Source organism: Acinetobacter sp. ATCC 27244 (assembly GCF_000156555.1).
In the GTDB taxonomy this organism is placed as follows: Bacteria; Pseudomonadota; Gammaproteobacteria; order Pseudomonadales; family Moraxellaceae; genus Acinetobacter; species Acinetobacter haemolyticus.
Map to the genome: position 1 here is coordinate 17,874 of NZ_GG665954.1, position 21,036 is coordinate 38,909.

Genomic DNA, 21,036 nt, shown 5'->3' on the forward strand with positions numbered 1-21,036 from the left:
GCTTCACGTGATGCTTGGAAAATGTATAAAGGACAAAGTAAATAGTAAGGACTTATAGCCATAACAAAACCAACGTATTCATCAGTTAGTTTTGTTATGGCTATACATTTTATTTGTTTTATATAAAAGAAAGCCGCCTTTTAAGTGCGGTTACTCAAAGATTCAGCGAATTATAGAAGTGCGAAGTGCAGGAACGCATTTTTTTTCTGAATTAGTGGGGTTTATTGATGATTTCCATAAACTCATGTGATTTAAAGTAAGAATTAATCATTTCTTCACTTTTTGAATAATCAGGTATCTTTGCCTCATACTTCTTTTTTTCTTTAGAAAAAGAATATTTGAACTCTGGTGGTATATTTTTACGAATAGGGGGGATTTTTCTTTTACCATCAGTTGTAATTCGTTGAATAAAACCTGCTAACCATAAAATGAATTCACCTTCATTTTTTATAATCGGGATTAAGCTGATATCCAATTTTATTTTACATTCAGATTCACATTTATTTAAACATTCCTCGAAATCTATAAAATTATAAAGCAGTTTTAATTTAGTGCTCTTTATTTCTTTACGTATCTCAATAATTAAAGTGTTAAGATTTTCAAGAGAATCAGTGCTGAACTCTTTTCTTTCCTTTAATTTTTTATATATTTTTTCTGCAACACTTAAATACTGTGGCATGTTATGCTTTCCCTGAACATCACTTAATACTTAATACTTAATAATTATGAAATACTTTATGTTTTAAATTGTATACTTTGTGCGACTTATTGTTACTAGTAGGAGGTTTGTGAAACGTTGAGATAAATGATACTTAGATTTAATTCACTAACTAACTAATAAATAATTGTTTTTACTGATTCGTAAGTTTGTTAAATAAAAATCTGATCTTATTTAATTTTGAATAAGCTATGCAAAAAATATACTCATAAACAATAAGTATAACGAAATTTTTTTCTTATTTATAATTTTAACACCACGGCTTATAGTTGTTTATTATTTTATGTGGAAAATAAATTCTGTATTTAATTATTAATTTATTATATTTTATAAGCTTTTAATCTGGTTATCTAAAATTTTTATTATTTAATGCTGTTTAAGTATTTAAATGCATTATTTTTCTTATATATATTATTTTTTATCTTCTAAACTTGTTACTAAATGTTTGCTTAGGTATTTTTTTTTGAGTATATGGTTTTTTGTAATTTTAATGATATTGGAGGCTTATATAACTTTTTTAAATAATATCATTACTTTTTTTTGGTTACATAAAGTTTCTTTTTTTAAAAAAGAATAATAAAGTAGTGGTGAAATTTACATAAAAAGCAGTCATTATAAAATCGTTTTAAATAAATTAAGAGGCTCATTATGTTAAAAACGATTATTACCTTGGGAACTGGTGTTGTGTTAGGTTGTTATTATAAATCTCATAAAGATAAAGCTAAATTATCAGATGAGAAAAATAATGATGATATCAATCACAGTGATGAAGCGAAGGGAAAGAAAGTTTTCAGTAAGTTTCTAAAATAAATATTAAAAGAAGCTTGATTACAAGCTTCTTTTAATTTTAATCAGATACATTATGTATGTATTGAAGTTATAGATTCTGAAATTTGATCTGATTAAGAAATGAATAATATATCTAAATTTTCGACCACAAGATGAGAGGTAAACAATATGAATAATCTATTGGTGAAAAGTCTAGTACTGAGTTTTGTTTTCACCCTTGTAGCATGTGAAAAAAATAAAACGACAGATAAGACAGGTCTACAACATGAAACGACTACGCCTCATTCGATGCAAAGTGAATCACCCACTAATAGCAATCAATTGCATGATGATATGCAACATGATGCGTCTGTACCTGTAACAAATGAAAATGGTACATCAGAAGCGCATACTGAAAGTGCAACTACGCAAAAAACTCCTTAGCTGTAAATACTAAATATAATTATTTTATAGGTAAAGGTTAAGTTTGAATAATAATTTCAACTTTTCAGGAGCGTTGAGAGAATCAAGAGTAAGGCTAACTTTTGAATTATGTGATGTTGCCTACGTTATTAATTATTAATGATATATTTAGCAATTATCGTGTGGTTTTTATGTATCACATTTTTTATTTTAGTAGCATAAGTCCAATCAATATTAACAATTAATAACCTAACTTAGAGCAAACTCTTTTAATACAAAAACTAAAGGAATGATCTCATGCCTCAATATTTAAAATTAGCTGAAAATATATATGTCAATGTCAAAAATTCAAAGGGGTTTATAGATGAACCTTTAGAGGATTTGAATAATTTAATGCTTGAACTTCGTAATGAGATTAAAAAAACAGATTTTAAGATGCTTTATAATTATATAAATTTTGAGGATTTATTGATGAATTCCAGTGACTTACCTTTAAGTTTGGATATCAGTATTTTACCAAAAAGTAAAAATAAAACAGAATATATTTTGTGGCTTGCAAGTTTTATTCAGAAAATAACTTTTCCTAATAAAAAAGACCTTTTAAATGTGAAAAGTAAAGTAATTATTCCTCATTACTTTTATGATGATCATGGAAATATTGTTAATAAATTAGAAAATAAGGGTGAAGAGTACCTTTAAGATGGTTAAGTTATATATTAAAAGAAGTTGATGTTAGTAGTGAGGGATGAGGTAAAATGATTGTCGAACAGACTTAGGAGCATGAAACTACTCCTGTTATAGATCAGTGCAATCAATCATGATCACAATGGTCTAAAGTAGTGATTATGGATAAGGTCATTCAGTTGAGTGACTATTTGATATGATAATCCTCCCTCCAATTGATATGGTTTTTAGAATCAAAAATTTTTAAATTTAAAGAGTAATATCCCTTTTAATTAGTTCAGTTGATATGTGGTGTCTGCAAAGATTTGGCCCAATCTTTACCTTTGCATCGAACGCATTCTTGTTCTAGATTAAATAAACGTTGTGTCATTCCACAATACATACACGAATAAAAAAGTTCAGTTTCCAGACAATCAGTCTTTTTATAATCTTCAGGAAATAAGGGGAGGCCCCATTTAGTTTCTTCTTTTGTATAAAATAATAGACTTAAACAACCATCTGTTTCCAGTAAGGCAACTCTGACTTGACCTAAGTGTTCTACACTTTGTTGACGCATTTCAGCAAAAAATTCATCATGTGAATATTTCTCTTTTTGGATATCTTGAATCACCATTAAGCCATTTTCTACGATGAATAAAGGTTTTCCTTCTAAGAGTATTTCAAACTGCTTACTTTTCATCATGACCCAAGTGATCAGACGATATAAAATAATAATGGTACACATCACCACAAAAGCTTGGGCAATGGGTGCATCATCTATAAACATCGGATCACCTGCAGCGCTTCCGAGGCTCAGAATGATGGCGACTTCAAAGATAGATAATTGCCGAATCCCACGTTTACCAGAGAGCTTTAAGAAAATCAGAATCAGAAGAAACATGACAAAACACCGAATAATGATCTCAAGCACAAGATCCCAACTGGTGTCATAAAGAAAAATGTCGTTAATATTCATGGTTTTTCTCTTTTTTATAATAAGTAATTAAACTCTGAAAAAAAAGAGCTTATGTTTTAGATAAGCTCATTTTTTTATCCAATGATCGATTCTATATTCGATCCCAAGCATCTTTGATGGCTTGCTTGGCATGTTCCCATTTTAATCTGGATTCAGCTTTTAGCTCTTCCCAAGATTCTTTAAGACCGCCTTCAACATCTTCAAATTGCGTACTACGGTCATGTTCAGATCGTGCACGGCTACCTAACTCATAGGCTTTTGAAAAATCTCGATCATAATCAAGGTCTGGTGTGTCGAGTTGAGCTTCTTGATAATAAGGACGTGTCAAATAACTAGAACGCCAATGATCATTTGGATCAATATTCACATTTGAATCTTGATTCTGTTGATTGGATAAATTTTGATTTGTCATGATAATTCTCCAGTAAACTTTCCAGCTTAGATAAAACTTAGGAGAAAATTTATTTTATTCTCCTAAATCTATATAGATCTAAAACAATTAAGAATTACTTCTGTTGATTATTTTGATTAGATCCTTGGCGATTAGAATCTTTTTGATGAGATGATTTTTGCTGACGATTGCCATTTTCCTGTTGTTGCTGCTGTTGACGATTGTCATTGTTTTGATTTTGCTGCTGAGGATTATCACGCTCTTCATTACGTTGATTATTTGTATTACTCATGATCATACACCTCATTTGGTTTTAGATATTATCTGAGTAAATCAGATGACTAAATTAAAACATAAATGTTTATATAAAATGGGGTGAGCCTGTTTCAGTATATTTAAATGTAATGCAATTTTTTTTAGAAATAATGATTTTTTAACAAGTTAAGTATTTGTGTTTATTTTTGAAGCGAACAGTCTTAATATAAGTTTATACTAAAGTAACAAACTGCAACAAAGAATAAGATCATTTGTTTTGGATATCTCTTTTATTGATAATCTTAACAATATTACGGCATATATCCTTGAGTAGATTTTTTAGCTTAGTGTCGGGACATTCAGAATATATCTTTCTGAAAATATAGGCTTTATTTTTATACTCTATACAGTAAAAGAATGTTCCGACAGGTTTCTGCTTGCTTTCAGAGCCTCCGTTCTTGAGTAATCCTGTACAGGAAATATAAATATCTGATTTAAATATTTCTTTCCCTTTTTTATCATCTCTTCTGTGACCTGAATGGATTCAGCACTATATTTCTTAATTAGATTTGGAGAAATTTTTAGCACCTTTTCTTTTACCTTTAAGTCATAACAAACCAGACTTCCTATAAGAATATCTCCAGAAAATGGACTTAAAGAAAATTGATAAGATAAATAACCAGCAGAAGCGCTTTCAATAAAGAATAAAGAAATTTTCTTATGAGCCAGTAGTTCGCATGTTTTTTTAAAAATCTCTTTCTCTCATCAAATTTATTACTTAAATTATTAATTATTTTTCAACCTATTTTCTGATTAAATAATTCAAAATATTGAAATGTAAAAAAGTAGTTTTCCTATTTTGTTGATATAAAAGGTTTTTGATTTTTATTTGTTTCAATCTTAACTTGTTTTAACAAAATGTTGGTAGGAATAAAGGATGAACAACGTAAAGTAAAATTATATTTTCGATTCGGAGAATGGAAATGTCTGTTGTCGTAAAAAAAAGATTACTTGATTTGTTGCAGGACGATCATAAAAATTATTACGAGTTAGTTTCTTTCTTCTTTGATGGGGATATATCTAACTTTGAAAAAGAGAAAAAAGCAGTTAATTTCTTAGCACAAGAATTTGATAAGATGAAGCCGAATAAGATTTCTTTACCCAATGAGACTGAGGAAATCCGTAATTGGTATAACAATGAAAATCGTAAAGTTTGTCTCAGCTATCAAGACTATTTATGCCAGCGCAAAGCAGGGAGCCAGCGAGAATATTTTAAAAACATCGGGCAGGCATTTGAATTTTTATTAAAAGTTGCCCCTGTAAAAAAAGTAGACGGTTCTTGGCTATATAGCCTCGTAAATTATTGGAATGATCCTGTTTTTCATGATCTTATTTTAATTTATCTAGAAGAGCTCGGTCTGGGACAGGCGAAGTCCAACCATGTCTGTATCTATGATGACTTATTGCGTGTATTGGGTCTGGATGATTTTGAGCTTTTCCTAGACGACGAGTATTATCATCACTCAGCAGTTCAACTGGCTTTAGCTTATGCACCACCAGATTTTATTCCTGAAATCATTGGTTTTAATCTTGGCTATGAGCAGCTTCCGCTACATCTCTTAATTACCAACTATGAGCTTAAAGAGCTGGGAATTGAAGCCAAATATTTCAATTTGCATATTACCATCGATAATTTGGACAATGGCCATGCGCATAAGTCTTTAAAAGCTTTTGAAAATGTTTATAAAAAATATAAAGATAAAGATGCTTTTATGGCGAAGGTAAAACGAGGTTATGCCTTAAATCAGCAAGGTATGTCCTCACTACAAATTATTAAAGACCTGAATCTTGAAAATTCTGTTCATAAAATTTTAAAACGCAAAGCCTTAATTGGGCAACTGGTTCATAACGAAAAACAATTTGTTGGATGCAAATCCATTAATCAGTGGCTAGCCAATCCACAACAGATTGGGAGTTTTATCGATCAATTGGTCGAAAAGCGCTGGATAAAATTCAATTGTGATCCTGAAGAAAGCCCGTTCTGGCGCATGATTAGCCATGAAGATGGGAAGATGTATGGTGTATTTACACCCGCAGAAAGACAGATTATTCATGACTGGATTGCTGGCCATCAATACTCAACCCATATCTTGCCTTATAAGAATAGCCTAAGTAAAGAACAGCCATTACTTGATTATCTATTCAGTTACATCTCGGAGGGCGAACTGGAACATTTACAAACCAGAGTTAGCCAGACAGACAATTTTGCACTCAAGCTTTGTAAATTGACGCCTTTTCTTGCCCCCGAATCTCATCACAAAAGCATAGGTTTGTGGAGTACACAGAAGTATGCCGAATTGCTATTTCCTTATTTAACTGCTTCATCGCGTTAAGTCAGGAAAACCACAACACCATTTAATCACTTTATTTAGCCAACAATAAAACAGGGTAGCCCAATGAATGACGATCTTAAAGATAACCATACTAAAAGTACTTTAGCTGGGAATACACCAGACAAAAGTAATCAGACTGAAAAAACTAGACAGCTTGATCAGGTAAGAAGTGATGCCACCGACGAAGCATTAACGACCAATCAAGGGGTAAAAATTGCAGATAACCAGAACAGCTTAAAAGCAGGTGTACGAGGCTCAACTTTACTTGAAGATTTTATTTTGCGTGAGAAAATTACGCACTTTGACCATGAGCGTATTCCAGAAAGGATTGTGCATGCGCGTGGTGTCGGTGCACATGGTTATTTTCAAGCCTATGAAGGCAATGAACGTTTTACCAAAGCGGGTTTCCTAACTGACCCAAGCATACAAACACCTATTTTTGTGCGTTTTTCGACAGTTCAGGGGCCACGTGGTTCGGCGGATACAGTACGTGATATTCGTGGTTTTGCCATTAAGTTCTATACCCAAGAAGGCAATTTTGATCTGGTTGGCAATAATGCCCCGGTATTCTTTGTTCAGGATGGGATTAAATTTCCAGATTTCGTTCATGCAGTAAAACCTGAGCCACATAGAGAAATTCCGACTGGGGCGACTGCGCATGATACTTTCTGGGATTTTGTTTCACTGGTGCCTGAGTCCGCGCATGCGGTGATGTGGGCGATGTCTGACCGTGCGATTCCACGTAATTTACGTTCTATCCAAGGTTTTGGTGTGCATACTTTCCGTTTTGTAGATGCCCATGAAAAAGCTCGTTTTGTGAAGTTTCATTGGACACCGAAACAGGGTTTAAGTGCGCTGGTTTGGGATGAAGCACAAAAACTGGCAGGTAAAGATCCTGATTTTCATCGTCGAGACCTGTATGAAGCTATTGAGCAAGGCCTGTATCCTGAGTGGGAACTGGGTGTGCAGATTGTTGAAGAAGAAGATGAGATGAGCTTCGATTTTGATCTCCTTGATCCGACCAAAATTATTCCTGAAGAATTGGTTCCGATTACGCCAATTGGCAAGTTTGTGTTGAATCGTAATGTGGATAACTTCTTTGCAGAAACCGAGCAAATTGCATTCTGCCCAGGGCATATCGTACCAGGGCTTGATTTCACAAATGACCCGCTATTGCAGGCTCGTTTATTTTCCTATACCGATACTCAGTTAAGTCGTTTGGGTGGTCCGAATTTCCATCAGATTCCAATCAATAAGCCTGTATGTCCATTCCACAATAATCAGCGTGATGGCATTCATCAGCATCAAATCCATAAAGGTCAGGCTTCATATCAGCCTAATTCAATTGATAACAACTGGCCGATTGAGATTCCTGCTGCTGCACAGAATGGCGGCTTTGAAAGTTATCAGGAGCGCATTGATGGACACAAAATTCGTCAGCGTAGTGAATCTTTCTCGGATCATTTTTCCCAAGCGCGTTTGTATTATCAAAGCTTGGCGTCGCATGAGCAAAAACATGTGGTCGATGCCTATACTTTTGAATTAAGTAAGGTACAGCGACCACATATCCGTGAGCGTGAAGTTCAGGAAGTGCTAGCCAATATTGATACCGATCTCGCGAAGCAAGTCGGGCAAAATCTCGGAATCGATGTGCCAGACTTAAAAGAAAACTTTAAGCATGCCAGCATTGAAAAATCTGAAAAACTTTCTATGCAGGCATTTATTCCTGAGGATATTCAGGGGCGTAAAATCGCTGTGTTGATTCATGACAAAGTCAATGCGGAGACATTACGTACCATCATTAACTGGTCGATTCAGGAAAATGCCATTGTGCATTTATTAACGCCAATGCTGGCACCAGTAAAAGGGTCACGAGATGAAGTAATTACCTCTGATGGCATGCAGAAAGCAGAACCTTCTATTATCTATGATGCTGTGGTGATTGCAGATGGCGATAATTTAGATGCTGTCTTAGCGGATGGTGTGACCAAGCATTATTTACTGGAAGCCTATAAGCATTTAAAACCAATTGTATTCTTGGGTGATAAAGCTGAATTACTGGATCAACTTGATTTAATGTCAGATGAAGGCACACTATTGCAAGATGATTTCCGTCATGTGGCCGAAAAGCTGAAACAGTTACTTCGTCATCATCGTGTTTGGGCGAGGGAAGCCGTGGCAGAAGCCATACCAGCCTAATGCTAATAAAAGCTCCGTCGTGGAGCTTTTTAATATCTTTAAAAAAATCAGGCAGCAGAGAGCTTGATCAAAACCAGAGCAATTCTTTCGATATGTTGGTTGTTCAAGTTTTTCCCTACCCCCCTCTTGATCAACTTCTTCAAATGTATAAAAAGCTAATGGGGCAAGATTGGGTAAATTTGAATTATATAAAAATAAAATTTAAACAAAACAGAATGTTATTGATCTGGTTCAATTGACGCCATCTCCACCAAATTCTTGTTATAAAAAGCACTGCTTAACAAAGGTGTTGTCACAAAATTTGGCACAAATTATAAAATCTATAAGATTCTATTAGATTTTAATTGTTTGATAAATAATGAATTAAACCTAGATAGAATCTATTAAAAAGTTATTTAGAGAGTTCGAATCTCACCGCTTCCGCCAAATATCTAAATAAGCCCTTGTTTTTACAAGGGCTTATTTTTTACTTGTGCATTTACCCCTCAACCTACCCCACATCAAATATTGGATTAAATTGAATAATTTTGGATTGGTAAGGGCGGAATTGGAAAAGTGAATTTAGTAGTTGGCAATTCCATCTAAGAATAATAGAGCAGAAATTAAGTTCAAATTTCCTGAAAATTTATTTATCTGCTTTTCTGAAACGCATATTTTTTGCACTATATAAAAAAAAGTCCTCAGTCTCCGAAGAGAACTGAGGACCGATTTAACCTCGTATTACTATTTTTTTAATAAAGTTTATGTTCAATACGAACTGTTGGATTATGGTCATCAATTCGAATCGGCTTTGTTGCATAAATATGTAAGCATCTGATTTAAATAAATTTAATTTTGGATCAAAAAATAATCAAAACTTTTAAAATCATATAGTTATGAAATCTTTGTGCAACAAAGCCCTTTCCCATTGGAGTTTAAGACATTAAAGCCTGCATTAAAGAGCTTCATTAGTACTTTATTTGAAGAAAATCCTTACCAATTCCAACCGGTATTCCGTGGTTTCTATTTTACCAGTGCATTACAAGAAGGCGTAATTGAAAGCCCAATGACGGCAAATATTGCCCAAGAATTTCAATTGGAGCAAATTCCAAATAGCAACCAAGAAGGGACATCACACTCCGTTGCACCAAATCATGGTTATTTCCTACAAGGTCTTTTTTCCAACGTCATTTTGCGCGACAAAGATTTAGTCAAGCAACATATCAATCCTGCGAAAAAGCGTCAGCGTTATATTGCATTTATTGGGGCTTTGGTGGGTGTTTCTTTAGTTCTAGGCGTTTGGGTTTGGTCATATCGAAATAATCAGCAGTTAATTGCAGATGTTCAAGCAGATTTAGATAAAGTTGTACATTTAGAAAAAGCATCGGGACAACAATTGTCGACGCAGCTTGAATCCTTGTTAATTTTACAAGAACGTTTACAGCAGTTGGATGAGTTCGCTGATAATCGACCACTCAAATTTAGTTTTGGCTTGTATCAGGGCAATCAACTTCGTGAAAGCTTAAAAACTGAATATCTAAAAGGTATTCAGCAGATTGTATTGACACCAACCCAACAGAATATTGCTCAATATTTGCAACGCGTGAAAGGTAATGAAGCAACGTTAAAAGAAAATCACGTCAATGTTGAAATTAAACAAGTCGCAAGAACTCAACAATACTTAGAGCCATCGGATAGTAATCCACAAGATGCTTATAACGCACTGAAAGCCTATTTGATGATGAGTAATCCTGAGTATATGGATAGTAGTCATCTAAGTGATCAGGTTTCACGTTTCTGGAGATCTTGGTTAGATGCCAATCGTGGACAGATGCCTCGTGGTGAGATGATTCAAGATGCGGAAAAAATCCTTTCCTATGCAATGACTTTAGCGAATCAAAGTGGTTTCCCAGTATTGGAAACTGATGCTCAAGTTGTTGATCAAACGCGTCAAGTTCTATTGTCTGTGATTCGCGGTATGCCAGCACGTGATCGTGTTTATAACGAAATCAAAATGCGTGCAGCTGTTCGTTATCCAGCTGTTACTGTTGGGCAAATCGTCGGTGAGCAAAATCGAAATATCGTTTTAGGCAGTTATGCATTACCGGGTGTATTTACGCAAAAAGCTTGGGATGAGTATGTTGAGCATGCGATTGATGATGCAGCGAATAAACCAACAGATAGTAAAGACTGGGTGTTAAATAGTCGCCAATCGGATGACCTAACTTTCTCTGGTAGTCCAGAGCAGATACGTAAGCAATTGGTTGCCTTGTATAAGCAAGAATATGTCGCGGAATGGAAGAAATTCCTGAACGGGATTTACTATGCCAAAGCTGATAAGTTTGATCAGCAAGTGAAGCATATTGATGTATTAGGTGAGCCACAAAACTCGCCGATCCGTGTTTTATTGCAACGTATTGCAGTTGAAACCAACTGGGATAATCCAATTGTGCAAGCGGAACTCGCCATTCCAGAAAAAGGTTTCATTGCTTGGTTTAAGCGCAAAGTTTTGAAGAGTTCTGATGATCAACGCACCATTCAAGCCATGAATAATGCTCAAGGTGCGATCTCACAAGAGTACCAAATGTTCTATCAGTTGGTACGCAAACGTGATGATTTACAAAACAAATCCTTGTTTGATGAATATATGAATAATCTTGCGCAAGTGCGTAGTAAGTTCAATGATCTGAAAACAGCTGGAGAAATTGGACCAAGTGCTATGGCATTGGTAAAACAAACCATTACTGATCAAACATCTGTGTTTAATATCACACAGAAATATGTTGATGAGAAAATGATTGTGGGTATGAAAGAAGCTGACCAACAAGTGGCGCAGAAATTATTAATGAGTCCGTTGACGCAGGCCTTCTCAAGTTTGATTTTACCAACACAAGATGAGTTAAATAAGTTGTGGGGTATCCAAGCCTATCAACCATTCCAAGCAAATCTTAGTCAGAAATACCCATTTAATAGCAGTGTAACTTTACAAGCTACCAGTAACGAAATTGGTCAAATTTTTGGGGAAACAGGCAGTATTTCTCGCTTTGTCAAAGAGGCTTTAGATCCATTTGTGATTCGTCGTGGCTATGTTTTGACGTCTAAAACTTGGAAAGATTTGGGTATTAGTTTAAACCCACAGTTTGTGATGGCATTCCAACAGTATGTTGCACCGATTAATGGTATGGCAACAGGCAGCTTAGATCAGCCTGCGGCTGCGCCAGCATCGAATCAATCTAACTTCCAATTTTATCCATTACAAAACCCTCAATTCTTGTCATATACCATTGATATTGATGGGCAACGTATGGTCTATGAAAACGGAATCCAGCAATGGGTGAACTTTGTATGGCCGAATAAAGGTGCGATACCAGGTGCGCGAATCACGGCGGTTGATTTAGAAGGGCAAACACATACTATTTTCGATGAGCCGGGTGAATATGGTATTAACCGTTTAATCGATGCTGCACAACGTAAAGAACAAAATGGTAGCTTTGAAATGGTTTGGAAGAGCAAAGCTGATCCATCATTATCATTAAAAGTGAACTTTAGATTAATTAGTGGCAATAGCTCAGGCAATATTGGTTCGAGTCGAGGCTACGCAGGTCTACAACTGGTCGATAAGGTTGTGACTGAAAAAGCGGTTCGAGTCGTTTCTGCTCAAGCTACACCAACAAATGCACAACCAGCAGCAACCCCGCCATCTCAAGGAGGCGCACGTTGATGATTAGGAATATCTTGCAAGACTTGAGGGAGGGCGTATGCAACACTTAAGAACAACACCGTTGTATTATGGAAAGACGCCAGCCCGAGGGGATTTTATTAAATCTAAAGGGCAATATGCTTTAATCCAAGTGCTGGATCAGTGGATTACAGAGGCTTTAGAACATGCCATGTTGTCACCTGATTTTAAGCAACGTTATGAAGCTCTGCCTGCACTGGATTTTTTTATTGGCAATCCCTCAGAATCGATGTTTTTGGCTGCAAACTTGATTGCGAGTCAAGACAGCTCTGGTCGACCATTTCCAATGGTGTTGAGCCAACTCTTAGAGGTCGACCAGCCTTATCAAAATTTATTGCTTGCACCGTATTACTATAAGTCAGTATTGGTCGATTTATTTCAACGTAATCGTGTGTTGCGTAGTATCCGTGATACCACGATTATGTTGGATAAACTGAATAATTTACCTAATACCGTACAGTTATTTACAGCATCTGAATGTAATGCCTTTTATGAAAATCATACGCTGCACTCTTTTGCACAGTTGATGAAAATTAGCGTTTATACGCTCGCGCAAAGTATGATTGGTTTAGGACTTTTATTACAACCGATCTTAAAAAATGGTACCAGTCGATTAAATAAAGTACTCATTTTGCCGATTAATAATCATATGTATTGTTATGAAATTGCTGCATTCTGGGTCGGGATGATCGGTCGATTCTTACAGAAAAGCAATACAGAGCTTTTGATTGGTATTTTGCATCGTGAAGAGCCGATTTTATTTATAGGCTTTCAAGGGGCAGATATCATGGCATTAAGTGATTTGTTTACCCAAAACATGCAAAGTGAACATTGGGTTTCGCTTATTCAAGCAGAATGGATCGATGCCTATCTTGAGCAAAATGCAGGTCTTGCAACTTTGGAACAATCTTTGTGTCAGCGTCAGCTAAGTCTGAACCAAGGCTTAAAACTTTTCCGACAAACTTTTTTAGATGAATAAATATGAGAAATAACCGTAAAGTTCTACTAAGTACGTTCATCATGGCTTGTTGTGGTTTGGTGCAGAGCCATACGGTATTGGCTGCGCCGATAGTTGTTGAGGGTGTGGTTCCAAACGAATCCAGTAAACAAGCAATCTTAGTTAAGATGCAATCTGTATATGGGGCAGATCAAGTTGTAGACAAGATTCAGGTCCGTCCTGTTTCTGCTCCAAATGGGTGGAGTGATTCTGTAACTCGTGTTATTACACCTGACCTTAAGAAAGTGAAGCAGGGGCAATTACGTGTTCGCGGTACGCAGATTGAGCTTACAGGAAAAATGAGCAATCCAAATGAAATTCAGCCGACGGCTTCGAATTTTCAGTCTTTGGTTCAGCAACCGTATCGTTTCAATGCTCAACTTTCGGTCAATCTAGCTGAGCAAAAAGTGATTGATGATGCATTAAAAGATCGTATCATTGAATTTGAGTCTGGTAGTGCGATTCTGACTGAGGCGGGTAAACGTATTTTGGATGAAATGGCAGTTGCCTTAAATAAAGTGGGTGGGAAACAAGTCAAAATCATTGGACATACAGATAGTTCAGGTGATGCCAGTCGAAATGTGATCTTGAGTAAAGAACGTGCTGTCGCAGTGCAGGATTATTTAGTCTCGAAGAATATTGCAACCGATCGTTTGAGTACTGAAGGTAAAGGGTCGAGTGAGCCGATTGCAGACAATGCGACGGCTGATGGTCGTCGTAAAAATCGTCGTATCGAGTTTGAAGTGCTTTAATTTTTTAACAATATAAGAGGGATGCGATTATGGCAACACCCTATATCGTACTAGGTTGCCCAACCACAGGTGGTGGAAAGGTGATCTCGGGTAACAGTAGTTTTTTGATTGAAGGTATTGCGATTGCATGTGTTGGAGATAAGGCCACTTGTCCAAAGCATCAGACTGTTGCAACGATTATAAGTGGCGACCCTTGTATGTTAGTAATGGGTAAAGCCGCGGCAAGAGTGAATGATAGTTTGTCGTGTGGATGTAAACTGTTGCCAAAACAAAATTTAGCTGTAAAGGGTTAGTGTTATTTTGAGAGCTCCTTCATGGAGATTCAAATACAGAAAACTGGCTAATTTCTGCTTTTGGTGTATCTTTACTGGGCGGTATGTTTTAAAAATATATCGAAGCAGAGGAAGATAAGAATGCGGGTAAAGATCAAAGCAATATGTATAGCTGTAGTGGTGGCAAGTGGTGGAGTGTTTACTCCACAAGTTTTTGCCAAGAGTACCGTGACTGTATATGCTGCTGCCAGTTTGACTGATGTGATCAATGAATTAACCCAAGACTATCAACAAAATAATAAAGTTAAAATCAAGAATTCATATGCAGGTTCTTCAACTTTAGCTAAACAGATTGAAGCTGGGGCGCCAGCTGATATTTTTATATCAGCAGATCAAGAGTGGATGAATTATCTACAAAATAAAAAGTGGGTCAAAATACAACATCGTGTGAATCTGCTTGAAAACCGTTTAGTGGTGATTCGCCCTAAAAATCAGCCCCTCACTTTAAAAATGGAAAAAAACTTCGATCCAACGCTAAATCACAAAGGTCGATGGTGTACTGGAAATACTCAAAGTGTGCCCGTTGGTCGATATGCAAAACAGGCTTTGGTATCACTGAATTGGTGGAACAAAGTTGAACCGCATATAGTGGAAACCGAAGATGTTCGTGCAGCGCTTAATTTTGTTGCACGTGGAGAGTGTCGAGCAGGTATTGTTTATGCAACAGATGCGGCGATCAGTCGAAATGTCGAGGTTGCAGGCGTATTTCCAAAAAATAGTCATAGTCCCATTATTTATCCAATAGGTTTACTGAAAAATAATCCTGAGTCCATGAAATTCTATCAATTTCTACGCAGTGATCGTGCAGCTTTGGTCTTCAGAAAATATGGTTTTAGTGTTCTTGTACCATGATGATACTTAGTCCCGAAGAAATCGAGATTTTAAAATTATCCAGTAAGGTGGCGGCAACTTGTCTCATCTTTAGTTTAGTCCCTGCAACTATTATGGCATGGATACTTGCTCGCAAAGAGTTTTGGGGAAAGTCCTTATTAGAGACTTTGGTCTTTTTACCTTTGGTATTACCGCCTGTTGTACCAGGCTATTTACTTTTACAGTTGTTTGGCAATCGTGGTTTTTTTGGACAATATCTGGCACCTTTTGGAATTGAATTTGCATTTAATTGGAAAGGGGCTGTACTCGCATCTGCGGTGATGGGTTTTCCACTATTGGTTCAGTCAATTCGTTTAGCGATCGAATTGGTTGATCAGCGTTTAGAAATGGCTGCCAAAACCTTAGGTGCTTCTTCTTTTGGTGCTTTTATGCAGGTGACTTTGCCATTGGCAAGTAGTGGGATTCTGGTAGGGAGCATTTTGTGTTTTTGTCGAAGTCTAGGTGAGTTTGGCGCAACCATTACCTTTGTGGGGAATATTGCAGGTGAAACCCGTACTTTACCACTGGCAATGTATAGTTTAATGCAGCAACCTGACACTGAAGCTGCGCTGTGGCGACTCATTATTTTGTCATTATCCGTGGCATTTTTTGCTTTATGGTTTGCGCAATGGTTCAATCGGTATCAGAAAAATAAGCGTGGTTATTCGTTATGATCGACTGTCAGTTACATGTTCAACAGGGACAGTTTATTTTAAACCAAACTTTCCAATCTGATCAGCCTGTAATTGGTTTATTTGGTGCTTCAGGATCGGGAAAAACGACTATTTTGCACAGTATTGCGGGATTGATTACTCCGCAAACAGGTTGGATTAAAATTCAAGATCAACTGTGGTTTGATCAATCTCAGCGAATTAACTGGAGTACCCAACAACGCCGTGTCGGTTTGGTTTTTCAGGATGCCCAGCTTTTCCCGCATAAAACGTTGATGCAGAATTTAGTGTTTGGATTTAAGCATATTCAGCCACAACAACGCCGATTCGAAGTGGACTACATCGTAGAATTACTCAAACTAGATCATTTACTACATCGAATGCCGATTAAACTTTCAGGTGGGGAAAAGCAACGTGTGGCATTAGGTCGTGCATTGCTTTACTCACCAAAATTGTTGTTATTGGATGAGCCTTTATCTGCTTTGGATGCAGCTCACAAAGCTGAAATTATTCCTTTTTTTCAGCAGGTGATACAGGAAATTAAGATACCGATGCTCTATGTCAGTCATGATAAATCTGAAATAGAGCAACTCACTGATGTAATTTGGTATTTATAACAAAATATAAACTTATAGATATAAAACTAGCCCACATAACGCTGAAGCAAAAATCAGATAAATCACATTGATTTGGAATTTAAACAGTGCAATTAATGCCGCTATTATCATCAGCGCTGCTTCAAAATTAAAAGCTTGATCAAATCCATTCGGCCATAGAACATGATAACCAAAGAACAAGGCGAGATTTAAAATCACCCCAACGACAGCAGCCGTAATGGCTGTTAATGGGGCGGTAAACTTGAGTTGGTTATGCGTTGATTCGATCACAGGTGCACCTGCAAGAATAAAAACAAAAGAGAAAAGGAAGGTAAACCAAGTCACGATGATGGCTCCGAATGCACCAGCTAGAAATAGGTGTTCACTTCCGAGCAAAGAGGCATTAAATGCACCGAGGAAGCCGACAAAAGCGACCACCATAATCAGTGGACCAGGCGTGCTTTCGCCCAAAGCAAGTCCATCGATCATCTGTGTAGGGCTGAGCCATCCATAGTTCTCGATCGCACCTTGATAAACATAAGGCAAAACAGCGTATGCACCACCGAAAGTAAGCAGCGCTGCTTTGGTAAAGAACCATGCCATTTGGGTATAGTCGTGCTGCCAGCCGAAATACATAACCAAAGCCATTAAGGGCACACACCAAAGTGATCCCGCAATGATCAAAATCTTAATCAGGTGCGTCCAACGAAAAATCGCATGTGCTGGAGGCGGCGTATGATCATCAATCACCGCTGCTAAGTGATTTGTTTGACTGCTTTGATGTGTATTATTTGATGCAAAAAAATTAGGATACTTTTTACTGAGCAGATAGCCGAGTGCTGCTGCGGTTAAGATAATTAAAGGGAAGGGTAACTTTAAGAAAAAGATCGCAACAAAAGCAGCTGCAGCAATTCCCCATAACATTTTATTTTTGAGTGAACGGCTACCAATACGATAAGTGGCATGGAAGACAATCGCCGTGACCGCAGGTTTTATGCCGTAGAATAAGCCAGCAATGACAGGGACGTCGCCAAACTGTATATAAACCCAAGAAAGTAAAATGAGTATAAATAAAGAGGGAAGGACGAATAAGATGCCAGCAATTAAACCACCCCATGTCCGATGCATCAGCCAACCGATATAGGTTGCAAGTTGTTGAGCCTCTGGGCCAGGTAGTAGCATGCAGTAATTTAAGGCATGCAAAAATCTTTTTTCTGAAATCCAGCGTTTTTGTTCGACCAGTTCTTGATGCATTAATGCGATTTGACCTGCAGGTCCACCGAAACTGATAAATCCTAATTTTAACCAAAATAGAAAAGCTTGCCAGAAGGGAATGGTGTTGGAATCAGTTTCGTTGGTAGGGTGCATAGGAAGCTTCCATGGATTCTATTATTTTCCAAAATATCTATTGTAGGCGCATAGATTTTTCTTAATGATATATTGTAATGATTTAATAATTCAAAATAATGAAATCATTTTATTTTCTTGCTCTAAACTCATTTCTTTAAATATTTATATCTTATAAAAGAATAAACAACGCACTTTTTCTTATTTTTAATCATAAAGACTCAGGCATACCATAAGTGGATATTATTGAAAGATCATCTAATTATGGGCCTCAAAAATACTAAGCCACTCCTTGTTACAGCAATCGTCCTTGTGGCGATTGTTGCTTTTATTGTCTATCAAAATCAAAAAGATGTGGCATCTGTTTTGTCTAAAAACAATAAAGCAGTGGTGATCGCTTATCAAACAGGTGTTGATCCAACTAAGGTTGCGCAGGCCAATGGTGATTATGAACGTGACAGTGGACAGGCAATTCAGTGGCGTAAATTTGATGCAGGTTCAGATGTGGTCAATGCATTGGCTTCGGGCGATGTGGTGATCGGCAATATTGGCTCTAGTCCTTTGGCTGCCGCAGCAAGTCGTGATTTACCGATTGAAGTATTCCTCGTGACAGCAAAATTAGGTGGTTCAGAAGCTTTGGTGGTCAGTGATAAATCAGGGATTAAAACCCCAAAAGATTTGATTGGTAAAACCATTGCTGTGCCATTCGTTTCAACCACACATTACAGCTTATTGTCAGCTTTACAGCATTGGGATATTGAGGATAGTCAAGTCAAGATTATTAACTTACGTCCACCTGAGATCACAGCTGCTTGGGAACGTGGTGATATTGATGCGACCTATGTTTGGGAACCTGCATTAAGCAAAGTTAAAGCCAGTGGTCATGTATTAACAGATTCAAAACAAGTCGGCGAGTGGGGTGCACCAACATATGATCTTTGGGTGGTGCGCAAAGACTTTGCTGAAAAAAATCCTGAGTTCTTAAAAGCCTTTGTACAAACTAGCTTAAAGCAGATTGAAAGTTATAACCAAGATCCGAAAGCATTTGAGAAAAATGCAGACAATATCCAGAAAATTGCACAATTGACTGGCTCAGATGCGAAAGATATTCCGTTGCTTCTTTCAGGAAACATTTACCTAGATCGCCAACAGCAACAAGCCACCTTATCAGGTGAGTTTGCCAAGAATATTTTCGATACCGCAACTTTCTTAAAAAGCCAAGGCAAGGTGGATCAAGTAAAACCTAACTATCAAGCCAATGTCACCACTCAGTTTTTACAGCCTTAGGAGATCGAAATGAGCGTATTCGCTGCTGAGCATCTTCATTTAACTTTTCCAAACCAGACCGTGCCTGTATTGCAAGATATTAATCTCCGAATTGAAGAGGGCACTTTGACGGTAATTTTGGGTGAGTCGGGTTGTGGAAAAACCACATTGCTCAATATTTTGGCTGGTTTTCAAAAACCAAGTTCAGGACAGATCAAACTCGATGACGAAGTGCTAACGGCACCTGATGCTCGCCGTGCAGTGGTGTTCCAAGATCATGCGCTATTACCTTGGTTAAATGTCTCTGAAAATATCGGTTTTGCTTTACAGCTTAAAGGTTTAAAAGAACAGCATATTCATCAGCAAGTAGAATCCATCCTGAAAATAGTGGGTTTGAGCCATGTTGCACAAGCCAATATTTGGGAACTGTCAGGTGGTATGAAACAACGTGTCGGTATTGCACGTGCTTTGATTAGCCATGCAGCCTTTATTTTATTAGATGAACCTTTCGCTGCGCTTGATGCATTTACCCGTGAAACCATGCAGCAGTTGGTATTGGATTTATGGATTGAACAAAATAAATCTTTTTTCCTCATTACCCATGACATTGAAGAAGCGTTATTGCTCAGCAATCAACTGGTATTGATGACAGCTCGCCCAGGAAAGATCGTTGAAACTTTAAAACTAGATTTTGCAGAGCGCTATAAGCAGGGTGAATCGATTCGTACGATTAAATCCGATCCAAAATTTATTCAATTACGTGAGCAATTGTTTGAACGTTTGCGTGTACAGAAACAAGCTGGACATGAGGTGGCTGTATGACAGGTCAAGCAAAAAATACAGCCTATAAGCTAAGTAACACGACCGAGTTTGCACAAATTGAGCCGAAACAATTAGCTTCAAAACGAAATGTTGTAGGTGATTTTTTCGTTCATCATCGCAGTTTGGTACTCAGTCTTTCAAGTGTACTTAGTGTATTGGTGATCTGGTATTTAATCACGGCATTAAAAATTGTCCCGAGCCTGTTTTTACCAAGCCCACAAGCAGTATGGCAAAAGTTTCTCGAAGTCAGTCAACAAGGCTTTATGAAAGCGACTTTATGGCAACACTTAGCCGCGAGTATTTCTCGTGTCTTATTGGCTTTAGTTGCTGCAATTGCGATTGGTGTGCCTTTAGGTTTATGGATGGGCTTGAACAAATGGGTGCGTGCCGTGCTTGATCCTTTGGTTGAGCTGTTACGTCCAATACCACCTTTAGCCTATTTGCCATTATTGGTGATCTGGTTCGGAATTGGTGAAACCACTAAAGTACTTTTGATTTTCTTTTCGATCCTTGCGCCTGTCATTATCAGTAGCACTCATGGCGTAATCAGTCATCAGCTCAATCGTGAGCGTGCTGCCTTATCTTTAGGTGCAAGCCAATCGCAAGTGTTTTGGCATGTGATTCTGCCGACAGCCTTACCACATATCTTAACGGGTATCCGTATTGGTTTAGGTGTGGGGTGGTCGACCCTAGTGGCTTCGGAATTGGTGGCAGCAGATCGTGGTATTGGTTTTATGGTGCAGTCAGCAGCTCAATTCTTGATTACCGATACTGTGGTTCTCGGCATTATTGTGATTGCGATTGTCGCAGTGAGTTTTGAATTGTTTTTACGTTGGCTACAGAAGCAACTCTCTCCTTGGTATGGTCAACAGTTATAAG

At 37.2% G+C, this 21,036-nt stretch carries 19 protein-coding genes and 2 pseudogenes; 15 read left to right on the forward strand and 6 right to left on the reverse strand.

The window, feature by feature from the left end; genetic code table 11:
* Nucleotides 1-211: 211 nt before the first annotated feature.
* Nucleotides 212-679, reverse strand: a complete 468-nt coding sequence (locus HMPREF0023_RS07620; RefSeq protein WP_008941700.1) for a hypothetical protein — start codon at nucleotides 677-679, stop codon at nucleotides 212-214.
* 687 nt (nucleotides 680-1,366) lie between these two features.
* Between HMPREF0023_RS07620 and HMPREF0023_RS16710 the strand changes: the two genes are divergently transcribed.
* From HMPREF0023_RS16710 to HMPREF0023_RS07630, 3 genes are all read left to right on the forward strand, one after another.
* Nucleotides 1,367-1,528: a hypothetical protein gene (locus HMPREF0023_RS16710; protein ID WP_008941701.1), complete on the forward strand. Its 162-nt coding sequence runs from the start codon at nucleotides 1,367-1,369 to the stop codon at nucleotides 1,526-1,528.
* Between the two features lie 147 nt (nucleotides 1,529-1,675).
* On the forward strand, nucleotides 1,676-1,930 hold the full coding sequence (locus HMPREF0023_RS07625; RefSeq protein WP_008941702.1) for a hypothetical protein: 255 nt from the start codon (nucleotides 1,676-1,678) through the stop codon (nucleotides 1,928-1,930).
* Nucleotides 1,931-2,206: 276 nt separating this feature from the next.
* Nucleotides 2,207-2,608 (forward strand): hypothetical protein, encoded by a 402-nt coding sequence (locus tag HMPREF0023_RS07630; protein WP_008941703.1) that lies wholly within the window; start codon nucleotides 2,207-2,209, stop codon nucleotides 2,606-2,608.
* Between the two features lie 262 nt (nucleotides 2,609-2,870).
* Here HMPREF0023_RS07630 and HMPREF0023_RS07635 read toward each other — a convergent pair whose 3' ends face one another.
* The 4 genes and pseudogenes from HMPREF0023_RS07635 to HMPREF0023_RS07650 form a co-directional block, all read right to left on the reverse strand.
* Entirely contained in the window at nucleotides 2,871-3,548 is a 678-nt protein-coding gene (locus tag HMPREF0023_RS07635; RefSeq protein WP_008941704.1) for a DUF421 domain-containing protein, read from the reverse strand.
* A gap of 91 nt (nucleotides 3,549-3,639) precedes the next feature.
* Nucleotides 3,640-3,960, reverse strand: coding sequence for a hypothetical protein (locus HMPREF0023_RS07640; RefSeq protein ID WP_008941705.1), 321 nt, complete (start codon nucleotides 3,958-3,960; stop codon nucleotides 3,640-3,642).
* Nucleotides 3,961-4,054: 94 nt separating this feature from the next.
* Nucleotides 4,055-4,231, reverse strand: coding sequence for a hypothetical protein (locus HMPREF0023_RS16715; protein WP_017396573.1), 177 nt, complete (start codon nucleotides 4,229-4,231; stop codon nucleotides 4,055-4,057).
* Between the two features lie 231 nt (nucleotides 4,232-4,462).
* Nucleotides 4,463-4,947 (reverse strand): annotated as a pseudogene (locus HMPREF0023_RS07650) (CinA family protein).
* A gap of 230 nt (nucleotides 4,948-5,177) precedes the next feature.
* On the opposite strand from HMPREF0023_RS07650, the gene HMPREF0023_RS07655 reads away from it, so the two are divergent.
* The 9 genes and pseudogenes from HMPREF0023_RS07655 (at nucleotide 5,178) to HMPREF0023_RS07700 (ending at nucleotide 16,743) form a co-directional block, all read left to right on the forward strand.
* Nucleotides 5,178-6,587, forward strand: coding sequence for an iron-containing redox enzyme family protein (locus HMPREF0023_RS07655; RefSeq protein ID WP_017396572.1), 1,410 nt, complete (start codon nucleotides 5,178-5,180; stop codon nucleotides 6,585-6,587).
* Nucleotides 6,588-6,650: 63 nt separating this feature from the next.
* A complete protein-coding gene (katE, locus tag HMPREF0023_RS07660; RefSeq protein ID WP_008941709.1) occupies nucleotides 6,651-8,786 on the forward strand; it encodes a catalase HPII in 2,136 nt (711 codons plus the stop codon).
* An 898-nt stretch (nucleotides 8,787-9,684) separates the two neighbouring features.
* A pseudogene (locus tag HMPREF0023_RS07670) lies at nucleotides 9,685-12,486 on the forward strand (ImcF-related family protein); the annotation flags it as partial.
* 37 nt (nucleotides 12,487-12,523) lie between these two features.
* On the forward strand, nucleotides 12,524-13,483 hold the full coding sequence (gene tagF, locus HMPREF0023_RS07675) for a type VI secretion system-associated protein TagF (protein ID WP_004640243.1): 960 nt from the start codon (nucleotides 12,524-12,526) through the stop codon (nucleotides 13,481-13,483).
* A 41-nt stretch (nucleotides 13,484-13,524) separates the two neighbouring features.
* Nucleotides 13,525-14,253, forward strand: coding sequence for an OmpA family protein (locus tag HMPREF0023_RS07680; RefSeq protein WP_017395710.1), 729 nt, complete (start codon nucleotides 13,525-13,527; stop codon nucleotides 14,251-14,253).
* 29 nt (nucleotides 14,254-14,282) lie between these two features.
* Nucleotides 14,283-14,546, forward strand: coding sequence for a PAAR domain-containing protein (locus HMPREF0023_RS07685; protein WP_004640238.1), 264 nt, complete (start codon nucleotides 14,283-14,285; stop codon nucleotides 14,544-14,546).
* A gap of 120 nt (nucleotides 14,547-14,666) precedes the next feature.
* On the forward strand, nucleotides 14,667-15,437 hold the full coding sequence (gene modA, locus HMPREF0023_RS07690; protein WP_008941713.1) for a molybdate ABC transporter substrate-binding protein: 771 nt from the start codon (nucleotides 14,667-14,669) through the stop codon (nucleotides 15,435-15,437).
* Nucleotides 15,434-16,129: a molybdate ABC transporter permease subunit gene (modB, locus tag HMPREF0023_RS07695; RefSeq protein ID WP_008941714.1), complete on the forward strand. Its 696-nt coding sequence runs from the start codon at nucleotides 15,434-15,436 to the stop codon at nucleotides 16,127-16,129. The genes modA and modB overlap by 4 nt, the downstream gene beginning before the upstream one ends.
* On the forward strand, nucleotides 16,126-16,743 hold the full coding sequence (locus HMPREF0023_RS07700) for an ATP-binding cassette domain-containing protein (protein ID WP_008941715.1): 618 nt from the start codon (nucleotides 16,126-16,128) through the stop codon (nucleotides 16,741-16,743). Before modB ends, HMPREF0023_RS07700 begins: the two co-directional genes overlap by 4 nt.
* A gap of 12 nt (nucleotides 16,744-16,755) precedes the next feature.
* Here HMPREF0023_RS07700 and chrA read toward each other — a convergent pair whose 3' ends face one another.
* Complete coding sequence (chrA, locus tag HMPREF0023_RS07705) at nucleotides 16,756-18,090, reverse strand: chromate efflux transporter (RefSeq protein WP_008941716.1); 1,335 nt, start codon at nucleotides 18,088-18,090, stop codon at nucleotides 16,756-16,758.
* Between the two features lie 225 nt (nucleotides 18,091-18,315).
* Between chrA and tauA the strand changes: the two genes are divergently transcribed.
* From tauA to tauC, 3 genes are read left to right on the forward strand one after another with little or no spacing between them, the layout of a single operon-like run.
* On the forward strand, nucleotides 18,316-19,356 hold the full coding sequence (gene tauA, locus HMPREF0023_RS07710; protein WP_171057901.1) for a taurine ABC transporter substrate-binding protein: 1,041 nt from the start codon (nucleotides 18,316-18,318) through the stop codon (nucleotides 19,354-19,356).
* 9 nt (nucleotides 19,357-19,365) lie between these two features.
* On the forward strand, nucleotides 19,366-20,157 hold the full coding sequence (locus tag HMPREF0023_RS07715; protein WP_008941718.1) for a taurine ABC transporter ATP-binding protein: 792 nt from the start codon (nucleotides 19,366-19,368) through the stop codon (nucleotides 20,155-20,157).
* Nucleotides 20,154-21,035, forward strand: a complete 882-nt coding sequence (gene tauC / locus HMPREF0023_RS07720; RefSeq protein WP_005084443.1) for a taurine ABC transporter permease TauC — start codon at nucleotides 20,154-20,156, stop codon at nucleotides 21,033-21,035. The genes HMPREF0023_RS07715 and tauC overlap by 4 nt, the downstream gene beginning before the upstream one ends.
* Nucleotide 21,036: the final 1 nt, after the last annotated feature.